This is a genomic window from Gordonia sp. Swx-4, assembly GCF_030316175.1.
Classification (GTDB): Bacteria; Actinomycetota; Actinomycetes; order Mycobacteriales; family Mycobacteriaceae; genus Gordonia; species Gordonia alkanivorans.
Genome location: NZ_CP128197.1, coordinates 2204580 through 2220179, shown reverse-complemented (window position 1 = coordinate 2220179; position 15600 = coordinate 2204580). Strand labels below are relative to the sequence as shown.

Below are 15600 nucleotides of genomic sequence, written 5' to 3'. Positions count from 1 at the left end.
ACCCGCGGTCAGCTCGTACGGTAGTGATCGGCGACGTCGACGTCAGGCTTTGGATTCACCCTGAGCACAAGGACGCACGAAGCGGGGGGCGTGAGTACCGTCATCCGGGTGTCAGAGCCAAAACCCTTGCGTTTCGCCGCATTTGTGATGAACACGACGTCCCACATCCTGCACGGGGCGTGGCGTGCTCCCGATGCGCGACAAACGGACTTCAACTCCCTCCAGCACTGGATCGACCTCGCAAAGACGTTGGAGGAAGCCAGATTCGACTTCATCTTCTTCGCCGACGTCGTCGGACTCTACGACGACTACCAGGGCGACTGGAAGAAGTTCGTCGACACCGGACTGCAGATCCCGAGCAACGATCCACTGGTTCTCGCCTCTGCGCTCGCGTCGCACACCGAGAACCTGGGCATCGCCATCACCAGTTCGATCCTGCAGGAACATCCCTTCGACTTCGCCCGCAAGATCTCCACGCTCGATCACGCCTCCAACGGACGTATCGCGTGGAACATCGTGACCAGCCTGTCCCAGAATGCCTGGCGCAACTTCGGATACGACGGCATCACCGCGCACGACGACCGGTATGCGTGGGCCGAGGAGTACGTCGACGTCGCCTACAAGCTCTGGGAGGGCAGCTGGGATGACGGCGCCCTGGTCCAGGACAGGATCCGCGGCATCCACGCCGACTTCGACAAGGTCCACAAGATCCACCACGTCGGCGACCGCTACCGCGTCGAGGGACCGCACCTGGTCGCCCCGTCGCCGCAGCGCACACCGGTGCTGTTCCAGGCCGGCTCGTCACCCACGGGCCGTCGGTTCGCCGCACGAAATGCCGAGGCGCAGTTCATCGTGTCGCCCACACCGCAAGCAGCCAAGGGACTCGTCGACGACACCCGTCGTCTGGCCGCCAGAGCCGGCCGCGATCCTCAGGACATCCAGTTCTTCCAGGGTCTTTCGTTCGTCATCGGGAGCACCGAGGAGGAGGCACGGCGAAAGGCGGCCGAGCTCGACGAGTACATCGACCCGAGCACGATCATCGCCCACTCGGCGGGTGGTCTCGGGTTCGATCTCGGGTTCTACGACCTCGACACCCCGATCGGCGAGATCAAGACCGAGGGCACGCAGAGCACCCTGCTGTGGCTGCGCGAGGCCGTACCCGATCGTGAGCCGACCGTCCGCGACCTGGCCGAACTGCGTAGCCGCAGCGGACGCGTCGTCGGCACGCCGGAGCAGATCGCCGATCGACTGGCGGAATGGCGCGACGCCGGCGTCGGGGGCATCAACGTCATCAACGCGACGATCCCGAACAGCTACATCGAGTTCGCCGAGCATGTCCTGCCGGTGCTGCGAGAGCGCGGACTTGCCCAGCACGAATACGCGCCGGGCACGAGCCGGCGCAAGCTGACCGGCCGGGACACCCTTCCGGACACGCATCCCGCCGCGGCGTACCGCGGCGCGTTCGCCGAGAAGGTCGAGGTGCCGGCATGAGTGTCCTGACCCGCGTCGTCTCCGATCGTTCGACGATCCTGTCCGAGATCGCAGCCGATGCCGCCGTGCGCGAACTGACCGGCATCGACCCGCACGCCCAGGTGCGATTGCTGAGTGAATCCGGTTTGACCGCTGTGACTCTCGACGAGTCGTCAGGCCCCGGTGCCGGCGCCCCCGAGCTGTTCGATTTCCTCATCGATCTCGCCCGTGCCGATCCGATCGTCGCCCACATCCTGCGGGCGCACTTCTGGTTCGTCGAGCAGATCCGCCGGTTCCCCGACGGCCCCGTCCGCGACCGCTGGGTCGCAGAGATCGCGGCGGGCAGGGTGTTCGGCAACGCGACCAGTGAACGCACCGGCAGCGCGGGTTCGCTCTCGTTCCAGACCGAACTGCGTGCCGTCGACGGCGGGTGGTTGCTGACCGGGGCCAAGTTCTACAGCACCGGCACCGCATTCTCGGACTACGTGTCGGTCACCGCGACGGTTCGCGGCGGCGAGTTCGACGGTCAGGTCGCTCGGATCGTCCTGCCCGTCGACCGCGACGGCGTCACCATCGTCGACGACTGGGACGGGATCGGACAGAACCGTACCGGTACCGGCACCACCACCTTGGACAGCGTCCGGGTGACCGCCGACGACATCCTGGCCTTCACCGACCCGGCGTCGACCGCCGCGATCGCCAACGACGGACCGTTCCTGCAGCTTTACCTACAGGCGCTGATCACCGGAATCCTGTTGTCGGTCAGCGACGATGCGACCGCGCTCCTGCGGTCACGGACGCGGACCTTCGACCATGCGCCCGCCGAGTCGCCGCGCCACGACCCCGTGCTGCTCGGCACCGTCGGTGAGATCGACGCGGCCGCCCACGTCGCGCGGGCCGCGGTCCTCGATGCCGCACGGACGATCGAGGAGGCGTTCGCGCCGGCACGCAGCGGCGTGATCGAGCCGGACCTGTTCGTCCGGGCATCCACGGCGGCCGCGCGAGTGAAGGTCCACGTCGACCGCGTCGGGTTGCGTGCTGCCGCCGATCTGTTCGACGTCGGCGGCGCGTCGTCGGCCAGCCGGGCCAAGAACCTGGATCGGCACTGGCGCAACATCCGCACGGTCACGCTGCACAACCCGACGTCATACAAGGCGATCGCGCTCGGTGACCTGCTGGTCAACGGCACTCCCCTCCCGGCGAACGGGTACTTCTGACATCTTGCCTGCAAGAGAGGGAACGGCAGCAACAATCCCTCGCTCCCTGAGCCTGGATCCGTGGAGGGGTGTGGGGTGTCGGTGATATAAAAATGCCCTCTGAGCTGGGATGATTGGTGGTGTTGAGACACTAAACATCCCAGCTCAGAAGGCACTTTCAGTGAAAGTATCACACAGCTTCTCGGCCACGTCGGCACTCTTTGACGATGACAATCTGGTGTCGCATGCCGGGTTGGTGCCGGTGATGGAATTGGCTCACTCGACCGGGGTGGCCGCATTGCTGGCCGAACGGGTCGATCTGGGCACCACCCGGGTCGCTTCCGCCGGAGCCAACCTGGAAGCGAAACTGCTGACCGTGATCGCCGGGTTATGTTGCGGCGCTGACAGTATCGACGACCTCGACATCGTCCGGGCCGGTGGGCACACCCGCCTGTTCGACCGCGTATACGCCCCGGCCACGATCGGACAAACCCTGCGGGAGTTCACCCCCGGGCACACCCGACAACTCAACGCCGTGATGACGCGCTCGCTGCCGGCGATGTGTGCCCGGGCAGGATTGTTACCCACCGACGGTGCCCGCGTGTTCCTCGATATCGATTCCCTGCTGCGCCCGGTCTATGGCTACCAGAAGACCGGCGCCTCCTACGGACACGCCAAGATCGCCGGACGTGAACTGCTGCGTCGGGGCCTCTCACCGCTGATCGCCACCCTCAGTGCACCCGAGCACCCACCGGTGATCGCCAACGCCTGGCTGCGCGCCGGGCGCGCCGCCTCCGGCGCCGGAGCAGCAACGATGCTCGCCGAAACCATCGCCACCGCCCGCCGCGCCGGAGCCGCCGGTGAGATCACCGTGCGCGCGGATGCCGCCTACGGGTCGGCCGAGGTGATGGCTACCTGCCAACGCCTGGGCGCCACGTTCTCGCTGGTCCTGCGGACCAACACCGCGATCACCCGCGCAATCACCGCCATCGGCGACGACGCCTGGACACCGGTGTCCTATCCCGGGGCGGTCACCGACCCCGACACCGGCGAGTTGATCTCTGATGCCGAAGTCGCCGAAACCACCTACACGGTCAAACCACTCTCACCGCACCCGATCACCGCCCGACTCATCGTGCGGCGAGTCAAAGCCCATCACCCCGCCGACACCGACACCCTGATGCCGGCCTGGCGGTATCACTCGTTTTTCACCAACACCACCGACGACACCGTTACCGCCGACATCAACCACCGCGGCCACGCCGTCATCGAGACCGTGTTCGCCGACCTCATCGACGGACCGCTGGCGCATCTTCCCTCCGGCGTTTTCGGCGCCAACGCCGCCTGGCTGGCCCTGACCGCCATCAGCCACAACCTCATGCGCACCCTCGCCGCGCTCAGCGCGGCCCCCAGACTACGAGCCGCGCGCGGAGCGACGCTGCGCCGCACGCTCATCGCCGTGCCCGCCCGACTGGCCCGACCAGCACGAACACCCATCCTGCACCTGCCCCGACACTGGCCATCCCAACACGCATTCACCACCCTGTGGGCCGCGGTGAACACCACCTGACCCAACACCCCAACACGCCCACCCACGACCAGGAAACCCAGTGAAAAAGCTGACGCAAGATCAGCGAATACCCGACGCCCACAACACGATCAACCACTCACACACACCCCACCACCACTCACCCACACCCCTCCACGGATCCAGGCTGAGGTGTGAGGAGCCATAGCGACGCCCCCCTCGCTCCCTGAGGTGTGAGGAGCCATAGCGACGAACCTCGAAGGGCCTGGTGACATTCCGTCACCAGGCCCTTCGTGCTGTCATGCCGAGATGAGGTCGCGCGCGATGTCGATCAGGGTTCGACGACTTCGGCCGATGACGCTCAGCCGGATCCGCGTCGGCGACCGGATGCAGTCCAGCCCCCAAGGTCACGTCTCGAAACTTATGAGACCCCTATTTTGCGACAGACGATCTCGAAATGGCTCCCATCGCGAGACTTTTGCAACCGACGTCTCGAATTCCCGGCGCGTCTCAGAATCAGTATCGAGACTTTTGAGATAGAGTCCCTCTTGTGACGGACCAAGCGAGAGGTGGCGCACCGGGGATGTCCCTCGGATACGCGCGCGAGACCCCGGGAGCGCACGCTCTCGGACCACAGATCGATGCACTGACCGAGGCGGGGGTGGATCCGGGTCGGATCTACACCGACGCCGCCGATCGGGCGCAGCCCGCGGACCGTCGGGCGGGGATGAACGCCTTACTCGACTATGCGAGAGCCGGTGACACGACGGTGGTCGTGGGCATCGACCGACTGGGCCGTAACATCCGCGAGGTCATGGCCATCACACGTGAACTCGCGAAACGACGCATCGGTCTCCGCTCGTTGCGCGAGGGCATCGACACCGACGATCCGACCGGCGCGATGGTCGTCGGCGTCCTGGCTTCACTGGCCGAACTCGACGACCCCTCCCCCGCGCTCACCTCGGCGCGACCACTGACGACGCGCCGGCGGTCGGAGTCGACGGTCGGACGGCCCCGCGTCCTCGACGACGAGCAGGTGCTCCGCGCCGAACAGATGCGTGCCGCAGGCGAATCCGTGCCGCGGATCGCCCAGGCACTGGGGGTCAGCCGTGCGACGCTCTACCGCACGCTCGCCGAAAGGCGCACGGTCCGTTGACGAACCACGAAAACGAATTTCCCGAACTCGACATCGTCACCGAATACGGAGTCGTCACCCGGCTACCCACCTCCTTCCCGATCTACGATGCCGACCTCGACGAGCACCTCGATCCCGATCTGTTCCAGAAAGGATTCGAGGATGCGGAGGCCGCGCTGTGCGCTCTCCCGGCACCGTGGGCACGTCAGCTCGCGTCGTCGACCCTCGACTGCCCGCCCGACCCGGACGACGAGGAACCCAGCTACACCCGCGGCTACCGCGCGGCCCTGTACGGGCACCTGCGGCACGCCGGCAGGTGAGCATCGACGACACGGAGGACGCAATGGGCACGGGTTCACACGCCGAGGTGCAGCAGGACGACGGACGGTTCCGAGTCACCCGGTGGACCATCGAGCCGGGTGGAGCCATCCCCATGCACCGGCATGAGCACGACTACGTCGTCGTACCGCTCGTCGACGACACGATGTATGCCGTCGCACCGGACGGTTCGGAGATCGCCGCAGAACTCCGGATCGGCGAGAGCTACACCCGGATCGCCGGTGTCGAACACCGCGTGGAGAACCGGGGTTCGACGAACACGATTGTCTTCGTCGAGGTCGAGCGGCTCTGACGATCTCCCGGCGAAGGTCCGGCACACATCGCGCGGCGCTGCGAGTCGGTGCCGTGTCCCTCGACGCCGTATTCTTCAGGCGTGGTTCAGCTGACAGTGGGAAGCCATCGCGACGACGCGACGTCCGACGTCGTCCTCTCCGCACACAAGTTCAACCGGCACACCTTCTGGTGCGGCCAGAGCGGTTCGGGAAAGACCTACGCACTCGGGGTGGTGCTGGAGCAGTTGCTGCTGAACACGCGCCTGCCACTGCTCATCCTCGATCCGAACGCCGACTTCACCCGGCTTCCGGAGACGCGTGACACCACCGATGCCGAACTCGCCGCGGCCATCGCCGCATCGGACATCCAGGTGCTGCATTCGACACGACGCGATCTCCCGCAGTTGCGGGCGCGGTTCACCGATCTGCCGTTGACCGCGAAGGCCGCCGTCCTGCAGCTGGATCCGATCGCCGATGCCGACGAGTACAACGTCCTGCTGCACGCCGACGCCACCCTCAGCGGCGGCGCCGGCGACACACCCGACCAGAGCACCTACATCTCGGCGCTGCGGGCGTCCGACGATCCCGGTCACCAGCGACTGGCCAAGCGGATCGAGAATCTCCAGGTCCTCGACTGGGACCTGTGGGCTCGAGGCGAGGTCGCGGCCACCGACATCATCGACGAACGCCCCCAGGCGACCGTGCTCGACCTGGGCGGTTTCGCCCACCCGGCAGAACCCAAGGTGGCCGCCCTCTCCGCGCTCGAACACCTGTGGGCGCGTCGCGAAGAGCGGCGACCCGTGCTCATCGTGATCGACGAGGCCCACAACATCTGTCCTCCCGTCGCCACCAGCGCGGTCGAGCAGGCCCTCATCGACCGCGTCGTGCAGATCGCCGCCGAGGGACGCAAGTTCGGACTCTGGCTCCTCCTGTCGACGCAACGGCCGACGAAGATTCACCCCAACGTGCTGTCCCAGTGCGACAACCTGTGCCTGATGCGGATGAACGCGCCGCGCGATCTGGCCGAACTTGCCGACACCTTCGGGTTCGTCGGTGAACACATGCTGGCGGAGTCGCCCGAGTTCCGTCAGGGCGAAGCGCTCTTCGCGGGCGGGTTCATCACCACGCCCACCTTCACCCGGATGGGAGGCCGGATCACCGAAGAGGGCGGAGCCGACGTCGTGGTGCCGCTGCTCGCCTGAGCGTCTTCTCCCTCTGTCACACCGCGAGCGGCGCGCGATCGGAGCCGGATCCCGGGCCGTGACACAACGTTGCCGTCGGTGGAGGGTGGACGGGATCGTCGAGGACCGAGTGCGAAATAACGGACATCCAACCATCCGAACGGATGACGGTGACGGCAGTGTCGTTGGTGAATCGTGATCTCCTGGTGACGCTTACGCCCTCGTGGTGCGCATGGTCGGTGCGACCATGGACCGAGTCGGGGTTGCGGTTCGCGAGCGCGGACCGGGCGCAGTGTCAGTTCGGGCCCGCGTCGCGTTTCAGCGGTTCAAGTCGGCGGGCCGCACTTCCCTTCGGACAGTGCAAGGTGGTCGAGCGGTGAGCGAATCGACGGGCAACAACGGACAGACGGTGACCGAGGGCGACCTCGGCGAGCGCGAGCTCGCCGACCTCCGAGCGGAACTGGACACAATCGACAACCGGCTGCTCGACGATGTCCGCGCCCGGCTGGAGGTCTGCACTCGCATCGCGTACCTCAAGGAGCGCCACGCCATTCCCGTGATGCAGCCGCGCCGCGTCGGAGCGGTGCACGATCACGCCCACCGTTACGCCCTCGACCACGGACTCTCCCCACAGTTCCTGCACGACCTCTACGACCTGCTCATCTCGGAGACCTGCCGGGTGGAGGACCTCATCGTGGCGACCGATGAACTGCGGACGAACGGGGCTCCGGTCGCGCATGCGGGCCCTGATCGCGTCCTCGTCCAGCGGACAGCCGTGGACGGCGCCGCCGACGCCAGCGTGGACTGAGGCGGACGCGGTGCGGACACTTCTGATCGACAACTACGACTCGTTCACCTACAACCTCCATGCCCTGTTGACGGAGGTGAACGGCTCGGAGCCGGTGGTCGTCGCCAACGATGCGCCGTGGTCGTCGGTGAACCTGACGGCATTCGACAACGTGGTGGTCTCCCCCGGCCCGGGGCGTCCGGACTGCGCCCGCGACTTCGGGATCAGCGGGCGGGCCCTGACCGACAGCGGACTTCCCGTCCTCGGAGTCTGCCTGGGCCACCAGGGACTGTGTCACCTGTTCGGCAGTCCGGTTGTCTCGGCCCCGGAGCCTCGGCACGGACGGATCAGCGCGGTGCACCACGACGGGCAGGGCCTGTTCGATGGTCTTCCGTCCCCGTTCCGGGCAGTCAGGTACCACTCGCTGGCGGTCCTGGAGGTCCCGGACGGGTTGGAGGCCCAGGCGTGGTCGGACGACGGCGTCCTGATGGCGGTGCGTCATCGGAAACTCCCGCTGTGGGGGGTGCAGTTCCATCCGGAGTCGATCTGCACCGAGTACGGGCGGGAGCTGCTCTCGAACTTCGCCGCGGCCACCCCGGTGCGGATGCGGCGACCGATACCGGCGGCGCCGAGGAACACCTCCACGGAGCGGCCGGCCGAGGCGGCACCGATGAGGCCGGAACACGACTACCGGGTGCGGTCGGAGCGGGTGGACCGGGTCGTCGACCCGGCTGCGGTGTACGAGCGACTGTTCGCTGATGGACCGAACAGCTTTTGGCTCGACGGGTCGGCGGCCAACGAAACGGGGAGCCGGTTTTCCGTGATGGGTGACTGCTCGGGCCCACGCGCCGAGTACGTGACCTACCGGGTTCCGGAAATGACCGTGCGAGTGGAACATTCGGACGGCGGCGAGGAGGAGATCCGCAGCACCTTCTTCGACTATCTCGACGCCCGGCTACGGGAGCGGTCGGTCGCGCCCCGGCCGGATCTGCCGTTCGGGTTCTGTCTCGGCTACGTCGGTTATCTCGGCTACGAACTCAAAGCGGACACCGGCGGCCAGTTGGCCCACGCATCTGAACAGGCCGATGCGGCACTGGTGTTCGCGGACCGGGCCGTCGTGATCGATCACGAACGCGGGTGCGCATACCTGCTCGCACTCGAACCGGTCGATGACGCGGAGCCCGGCACCGTGGACCCTGCGACCGCGCGGTGGTTGCGCGACACGGCGTCGGCCATCCGGGAGCTGCAGGATCATGCCTCCGAACCGATGGTCGCCGCTCCCCCGCTGGTCCAGGAGTCGCACGAGGTGCCGATCGTGTTCCGGCACGACCACCCGACCTACCTGAGGCTCATCGAGCAGTGCTTGGCGGAGATCCGGTCCGGGGAGTCGTACGAGGTGTGCCTGACGAACTCGGCAACCGTGCACCGCGGCCTCGACCCGGTGTCCGGGTACTCCTGCCTCCGCGAGATCAGCCCGATGCCCTACAGCGCGCTGCTCCAGTTCTCGGGGTTGTCGGTGCTCAGCGCATCCCCGGAACGGTTCCTGAAGGTGGGGGCAGATCGCACGGTGGAGTCGAAACCGATCAAGGGCACTCGGCCACGGTCCGCGGATCCCGTGCAGGACGAGGGGTTTCAGTACGACCTGCGACACAGCGAGAAGGACCGGGCGGAGAACCTGATGATCGTCGACCTGGTCCGCAACGACCTGTCGCGGGTCTGCGAGCCCGGCTCGGTGCACGTGCCGTCGTTGTTCGCCGTCGAAACCTATTCGCCGGTACACCAATTGGTGTCGACGGTGCGCGGAACGTTGCGCGCGGGTGTGTCCGCGGTGGACTGTGTGCGGGCGGCGTTCCCGGGCGGGTCGATGACCGGGGCGCCGAAGATCCGCACGATGGAGATCATCGACAAACTCGAGGCCGGTCCGCGGGGGGTGTACTCGGGGGCGATCGGCTACTTCTCACTGACCGGAACCGCCGACCTGTCGATCGTGATCCGCACGATGGTGGCCACCGAGTCCGAGGTGACGTTCGGGGTCGGTGGTGCGATCGTCGCGCTGTCGGATCCGGAGGACGAGTTCGAGGAGACGATGGTGAAGGCGCTGTCGATGCGACGCTGTCTGTCCGTCGCCGACGAGAGTGGACCGTGACCGGATCGCCCGCGCCCGAAGCCCGGTCGATCGTCGTCGCCGGCGGTGCCGGAGCCGTCGGGACGATGCTCGCCGATCGGTGGCGCGGTGACGGGAACACCGTGCACGTGCTCGACGCCCGCCACGGTGACGACATCCGATACCCCGACCGGGGGGCGGAGTCACGACTGCGGGAGGCCGATGTCGTGGTGCTTGCGGTCCCGGAGGGTGTGGCGTTGGAGGCCGTGAAGTCGGTGATCCCTCTGCTGAACGCGGCGGCGCTGCTGGTGGAGACGTTGTCGGTGAAGACGCGGTTCTCCTCGGCCGTCGCCGAACTCGACGGGGACGACGTCGACAGGGGCGGTCCGATCGTCGGGATCAACCCGATGTTCGCTCCGTCCCTCGGTCTTTCGGGCCGGGCGGTCGCGGTCGTCGTCCATCGTGACGGTCCGGGTGCGGATCGCTTGCGCGACGACCTGTCTCGGTGGGGCGCGCGGGTCGAGATCACGACCGCCGATCGGCACGACCGGGTGTGCGCGGCGGTGCAGGCCCTCACCCACGCGACGATCCTGGCGTTCGGGTGCGCGCTCGCCGACCTGGGAATCGATGCCGACGAGGCAGCCGCCCTGGCCACTCCGCCGTTCACGACGATGTCGGCACTACAGGCACGGATCACCGGCGGGACACCAGAGGTGTATCGGGACGTGCAGGCGTCAAACCCGTGTGCACCCGCCGCACGAGAGGCGTTGGCGCGGGCCGTGTGCCGGGTGTCCGCTGCGTCCGCGGGCGACACCGACGACTTCACGGCACTGCTCACCGAGGCCGGTGGTCCGTTGGGCGGCCACGCGGACGACTACGCGCGACTGTGTGCGCGGATGTTCGAGAGGCTGTCCACGTGACCGGCCACCTGCCCGAGCACGACGCGTCCGACCCGGTGGAGTCGGCGGTCATCGACGGCCTCGTGCGGAGCTGGCCACGGCGGGCGACGGTGCGGCGCACCGAACCCGAGCTCGACATACCGACGATGGACGACCTCTACGACGACACCCGCGAGGACTATCCCGAGGTGCTGCTCCCGTTCGCCGGGCATCCGAGCTGGGAGCGGCTCGACGAGGACGTCCGGACCCGGGTCCGGGCCTGGGCGTGGATCGCCTACAACAAGAACGTCGTCGACATCGAACAGGACGTCGTGACACCCGGTTTCGGGTTGCTGTTCCGGGACGTGTTCGGCACCGGCTTCTCTGATGCGGACCGGGCGGCGGTGGTGCAGTCGATGGTCGACGAGGAGTACCACACCCTGATGCACCTGAACGCGTCCGCGCTGACTCGTCGTCGTCGCGGCTGGGCACTACCGGACTCGACGTTGCCGGAGTCGTCGACCGCACGCGGGCACCGAGAGTCGTTCGCGCAGGCAGAGTCCCCGCGAGCAGCGGCGCTGACGACTCTGGCATACGCAACGGTCGCCGAGACCTCCATCGCCGACTACCTGAGCCTGATCGCCGGTGACCGGACGATCCAGCCCGTGCACCAGGCCACCATCGCGCTACACCGCCGCGACGAACGCGCTCACGCCTCGGTTGCGACCGAGATGATCGCGATGGTGCACGACAAGCTGGATTCGGACGACCGGAGCTTCCTGGCGCGCGCGCTGCGGGACGGCGTCGACGCGTTCACCGCCACCGATGGGGCTGTGTGGTCGGCGATTCTGGCCGCGGAGCAGGTCCCGGATGCAGATCAGATGCTGCGTGACGTCGCCGAGGACCCCGACCGCCGGCACTTCCTCCAGGACTGCAGCGCGATCAACCGGTTGCTCGCCCGGTTCGGTGAGCTCGAGCATCGCTGAGGCCGGAGGCACAAACGACAATGGCCAGCACCGTCGGTGCTGGCCATATTGTCGGGCTGACAGGATTTGAACCTGCGACCACTTGACCCCCAGTCAAGTGCGCTACCAAACTGCGCCACAGCCCGTTGTCTTCGGACCTCTCGGTCTTTCGACTGCCCACCGGAGCGGGCGGATTAAAGACTAGCCGACGAGTGCTGTTCTGTACCAATCGCCTGGTCAGAAGGGGTGTTCCCCGACTCGTCGGCCTCCGCCGGTCAGTTGGTCGAGGAGCGCTTCTTGAACCAGATCCAGCCGCCGGTGACGATGAGCGCGCCGACGAGCGAACCGATGATGCCGCTGGCGTGGAGTTCGATGCCGTGACCGGTGATCAGGCTGATCAGCAACCCGCCGATGAAGGAGCCGACGACGCCGGCGACGAGCGCCAGACCCCAGTCGATACTCCACATGTTCTTGCCACCGATGATGAGCTGAGCCAGAGCACCGATGACCATTCCGAAGACGATGCTTGCCAAGATGAGCACGAGAGGCAGTATCTCACAGCGCCTCCCACATCAGTCACAGCCGCACCAGGAACGCACAAACCCACCCTTTTTCGGTAAACGCTCCAGCCGAGGAGGCGGCGGGTTTACCGAAAAGAGGTGGGCTTGCGGAGGCGGTCAGCGCTTGCGGCGCTGCTCCCGCTTGTCGCGCACACGCACGTTGATGCGCACCGGTGAACCGTCGAAGTTGAACTCCTCGCGCAGACGACGCTCCAGGAAGCGGCGATAACCGGCCTCGAGGAAGCCGGTGGTGAACAGCACGAAGGTCGGCGGTCGCACCGACGCCTGGGTCGCGAACATCACGCGCGGCTGACGACCACCGCGCAGAGGCGGCGGGTTGGCCGCGATGACGTCCTTGAGCCAGCTGTTCAGCGGCCCGGTCGAGATGCGCTTGTCCCACGCCTCGAGCGCGCTCTCCATCGCCGGCACCAGCTTCTGCACCGAACGACCGGTCGACGCCGAGATGTTCACCCGACGCGCCCACGGCACGCGGGCGAGCTCGCGGTCGATCTCCTTGTCGAGCTGATAGCGACGATCCTCGTCGACCAGATCCCACTTGTTGAAGGCGATGACCAGGGCACGGCCGCTCTCGATGATGAGCGAGAGCACGCGCAGATCCTGCTCGGTGATCGGCTGCGAGGCATCGATCAGCAGGATCGCCACCTCGGCGGCGTCGAGGGCCGCCCGCGTGCGCAGCGAGGCGTAGTACTCGTGACCACTCGCGGTACGCACCTTGCGGCGCAGGCCTGCGGTGTCGACGAAATTCCAGACCTTGCCGCCCAGTTCGACGATCTCGTCGACCGGGTCGACGGTCGTACCGGCGACGTTGTCCACCACCGAACGCTCGGTGCCGGCCAGCTTGTTCAGCAGCGAGCTCTTGCCCACGTTCGGCTTGCCGACGAGTGCCACACGACGCGGGCCGCCCAGCACCGGGGTCTCGCGCGGAGTCGCGGGCAGCTTCTGCAGGATGACGTCGAGCAGGTCACCGGCACCACGGCCGTGCGCCGCCGACACCGGGTGCGGTTCACCGAGTCCCAGCGACCACAGGGCAGCCGTGTCGGCCTCCATCCGCTCGCTGTCGACCTTGTTGGCGCACAGGATCACCGGCGTCTTGGACCGGCGCAGAACGCGCGCCACGGCTTCATCGGTCGCGGTGGCACCGACGGTCGCGTCGACGACCACGACGATCACGTCGGCGGTCCGCATCGCGAGTTCGGCCTGGGCCGCGACGGCCTGCTGCAGGCCCTTCGCGTCGGGCTCCCAGCCGCCGGTGTCGACGACCGTGAAGCTACGTCCGGACCAGCTCGCCGAGTAGGACACGCGGTCACGCGTGACACCCGGGATGTCCTCGACCACGGCCTCACGCCGGCCGAGGATTCGGTTGACGAGAGTGGACTTGCCCACGTTGGGGCGTCCGACGATCGCCAGCACCGGCATGTGCTCGACCTCGGCGGCGCCGTCGGCGCCCTCGATATCGGTCAGCTGCCAGTCGGATTCGTCCGACCAGATACCGTCTCCGGGCAATGCCGCCAGGTCGGTCTCGAAGTTGTCGCTCACCGTTCTGATACTCCGATCCGGGTCTCGACGAGGCCGCTCAGTTCGTCGAGCACCTCCATGAGGGTCTTGTCACTGGTGTCGACGACGACGGCGTCATCGGCGGCACGCAGCGGAGACACCGCGCGCGTCGAATCCAGATGGTCGCGGCGGTTCACGCTGTCCAGGACCGCTGCGTAATCGCTGTCGCGTCCCGCGGCCAGATTCTGCTTGTGCCGCCGGTCGGCTCGTGCCTCCGGCGTGGCGGTCAGGAAGATCTTGACGTCGGCCGCCGGGAACACCACGGTCCCGATGTCGCGACCCTCGACCACCACGAAGCGCCCCTGCGCGTTCTGTCGCTGCAGCGCAACGAGTTTGGTGCGCACCTCGGGAACCGCGGACACCGCCGACACCGCACTGGTGACATGGTCGGTCCGGATCGGCCCGGACACGTCGCGACCGTCGAGCAGCACCGTCGACGACCCGTCGCCGTTGGGGATCAGCTCGATGTCGACCGCGTCGACAACCCGGGCGATACCGGCCGGATCGTCAAGTGCCACACCGGCGTCGAGAACCGCCAAGGTCACCGCGCGGTACATCGCCCCGGTGTCGAGATAGCTGGCGCCGACCTTGTCGGCGAGCAGCTTCGACACCGACGACTTGCCCGTACCGGCCGGCCCGTCGATGGCGACGACGCGCGTCGTGCCAGCGGTCACAGTCCGACCGCCTTGTACAGGCCGCCGACCTCGTCGCTGCCGAGGACACGCAGGCTACCGGGTCGCTGCTCCCCCAGCGCGACCGTACCCACATGGGTGCGAACGAGTTTCGTGACCGGGAAACCGACCTCGTCCATCATGCGGCGCACGATGCGGTTGCGTCCCTCGTGCAGGGTGATGCGCACCAGCGACTGTCCCTCGTGGACCTCGATGACGGTGAACTTGTCGACCTTTACCGGGCCGTCTTCGAGTTCGATGCCCTCGCGCAGGTGACGAGCGATCGCGCGCGGCACCTCACCCTTCAGGGTCGCCAGGTAGGTCTTGGGCACCTCGAACGACGGGTGCATCAGCCGGTGGGCCAGCTCGCCGTCGTTGGTCAGGAGCAGCAGGCCCTCGGTGTCGGCATCGAGCCGGCCGACGTGGAACAGGCGCTGTCCGGCCATCACGCGTTCGGCGACCACGTCACCGACGCACGGCCGGCCCTGGTCGTCGGCCATGGTCGACTGCCAGCCCTTGGGCTTGTTGAAGGCGAGATACTGCTTGGTCTCGTCCATGATCACGCGCGCATCGTCGACGTGGATGATCGCGGTGTCGGGGTTGATGCGCAGACCCTGCTCGGTGACGACCTTGCCGTCGACCTTCACACGTCCGGCGGCGATCATCTCCTCGGCGCCGCGGCGCGAGGCCACACCCGCCTGTGCCAGGACCTTCTGGAGTCGGACACCGTCTGCGACGAATTCCGGCCCGTTGCCGCTCACCTGCTCCGGTGCCACCTGGTGGCGTGCGGGCCGGGCGTTGTTGAGCCGGATCTTCCCGACGTCGGCGTTGGGTTTCGACGACCCCTTGCGGTGCGTCTTCTTCGTTCGCGGTTGCTGTGCGGGGGCGCCCTTACGGCGTTTTCCCGGTGAGCCATCTCGGCCAGCGGAAGCCATTGTT

Annotated in this window: 15 protein-coding genes and 1 tRNA gene; 11 read left to right on the top strand and 5 right to left on the bottom strand. The window is 67.2% G+C overall.

Features of this window, described 5'->3' with window-relative positions:
* The first annotated feature begins 108 nt into the window (after positions 1-108).
* From PWF70_RS10010 to PWF70_RS09960, 11 genes are all read left to right on the top strand, one after another.
* Positions 109-1491 (top strand): LLM class flavin-dependent oxidoreductase, encoded by a 1383-nt coding sequence (locus PWF70_RS10010; RefSeq protein ID WP_035752531.1) that lies wholly within the window; start codon positions 109-111, stop codon positions 1489-1491.
* Positions 1488-2687 carry an acyl-CoA dehydrogenase family protein gene (locus PWF70_RS10005; RefSeq protein ID WP_035752256.1) on the top strand — a complete coding sequence of 400 codons (1200 nt, stop codon included), beginning with the start codon at positions 1488-1490 and terminating at the stop codon, positions 2685-2687. The genes PWF70_RS10010 and PWF70_RS10005 overlap by 4 nt, the downstream gene beginning before the upstream one ends.
* A gap of 160 nt (positions 2688-2847) precedes the next feature.
* Positions 2848-4236 carry an IS1380-like element ISGosp1 family transposase gene (locus PWF70_RS10000; protein WP_006360329.1) on the top strand — a complete coding sequence of 463 codons (1389 nt, stop codon included), beginning with the start codon at positions 2848-2850 and terminating at the stop codon, positions 4234-4236.
* A 541-nt stretch (positions 4237-4777) separates the two neighbouring features.
* Positions 4778-5350 (top strand): recombinase family protein, encoded by a 573-nt coding sequence (locus tag PWF70_RS09995; RefSeq protein WP_006360861.1) that lies wholly within the window; start codon positions 4778-4780, stop codon positions 5348-5350.
* Positions 5347-5649: a hypothetical protein gene (locus PWF70_RS09990; RefSeq protein WP_006360860.1), complete on the top strand. Its 303-nt coding sequence runs from the start codon at positions 5347-5349 to the stop codon at positions 5647-5649. The genes PWF70_RS09995 and PWF70_RS09990 overlap by 4 nt, the downstream gene beginning before the upstream one ends.
* Positions 5650-5672: 23 nt before the next feature.
* Positions 5673-5960: a cupin domain-containing protein gene (locus PWF70_RS09985; protein WP_006360859.1), complete on the top strand. Its 288-nt coding sequence runs from the start codon at positions 5673-5675 to the stop codon at positions 5958-5960.
* Between the two features lie 81 nt (positions 5961-6041).
* A complete protein-coding gene (locus PWF70_RS09980; protein WP_035752254.1) occupies positions 6042-7142 on the top strand; it encodes an ATP-binding protein in 1101 nt (366 codons plus the stop codon).
* Positions 7143-7497: 355 nt separating this feature from the next.
* Positions 7498-7929: a chorismate mutase family protein gene (locus tag PWF70_RS09975; RefSeq protein WP_006360857.1), complete on the top strand. Its 432-nt coding sequence runs from the start codon at positions 7498-7500 to the stop codon at positions 7927-7929.
* Positions 7930-7939: 10 nt separating this feature from the next.
* Positions 7940-10054, top strand: coding sequence for an aminodeoxychorismate synthase component I (gene pabB, locus PWF70_RS09970; protein ID WP_035752252.1), 2115 nt, complete (start codon positions 7940-7942; stop codon positions 10052-10054).
* Positions 10051-10932: a prephenate dehydrogenase gene (locus PWF70_RS09965; RefSeq protein ID WP_035752251.1), complete on the top strand. Its 882-nt coding sequence runs from the start codon at positions 10051-10053 to the stop codon at positions 10930-10932. Before pabB ends, PWF70_RS09965 begins: the two co-directional genes overlap by 4 nt.
* Complete coding sequence (locus PWF70_RS09960; RefSeq protein WP_035752250.1) at positions 10929-11876, top strand: diiron oxygenase; 948 nt, start codon at positions 10929-10931, stop codon at positions 11874-11876. The genes PWF70_RS09965 and PWF70_RS09960 overlap by 4 nt, the downstream gene beginning before the upstream one ends.
* Positions 11877-11927: 51 nt before the next feature.
* Here PWF70_RS09960 and PWF70_RS09955 read toward each other — a convergent pair.
* The 5 genes from PWF70_RS09955 to PWF70_RS09935 all read right to left on the bottom strand — a co-directional run bounded on the left by PWF70_RS09955 (position 11928) and on the right by PWF70_RS09935 (position 15596).
* A tRNA-Pro gene (locus PWF70_RS09955) sits at positions 11928-12001 on the bottom strand.
* A gap of 129 nt (positions 12002-12130) precedes the next feature.
* A complete protein-coding gene (locus tag PWF70_RS09950; RefSeq protein WP_042375713.1) occupies positions 12131-12397 on the bottom strand; it encodes a GlsB/YeaQ/YmgE family stress response membrane protein in 267 nt (88 codons plus the stop codon).
* Between the two features lie 135 nt (positions 12398-12532).
* A complete protein-coding gene (gene der / locus PWF70_RS09945) occupies positions 12533-13972 on the bottom strand; it encodes a ribosome biogenesis GTPase Der (RefSeq protein WP_035752246.1) in 1440 nt (479 codons plus the stop codon).
* Positions 13969-14664, bottom strand: coding sequence for a (d)CMP kinase (gene cmk, locus PWF70_RS09940; protein WP_035752244.1), 696 nt, complete (start codon positions 14662-14664; stop codon positions 13969-13971). Before cmk ends, der begins: the two co-directional genes overlap by 4 nt.
* On the bottom strand, positions 14661-15596 hold the full coding sequence (locus PWF70_RS09935; RefSeq protein ID WP_155225232.1) for a pseudouridine synthase: 936 nt from the start codon (positions 15594-15596) through the stop codon (positions 14661-14663). The genes cmk and PWF70_RS09935 overlap by 4 nt, the downstream gene beginning before the upstream one ends.
* Between the last annotated feature and the right edge of the window lie 4 nt (positions 15597-15600).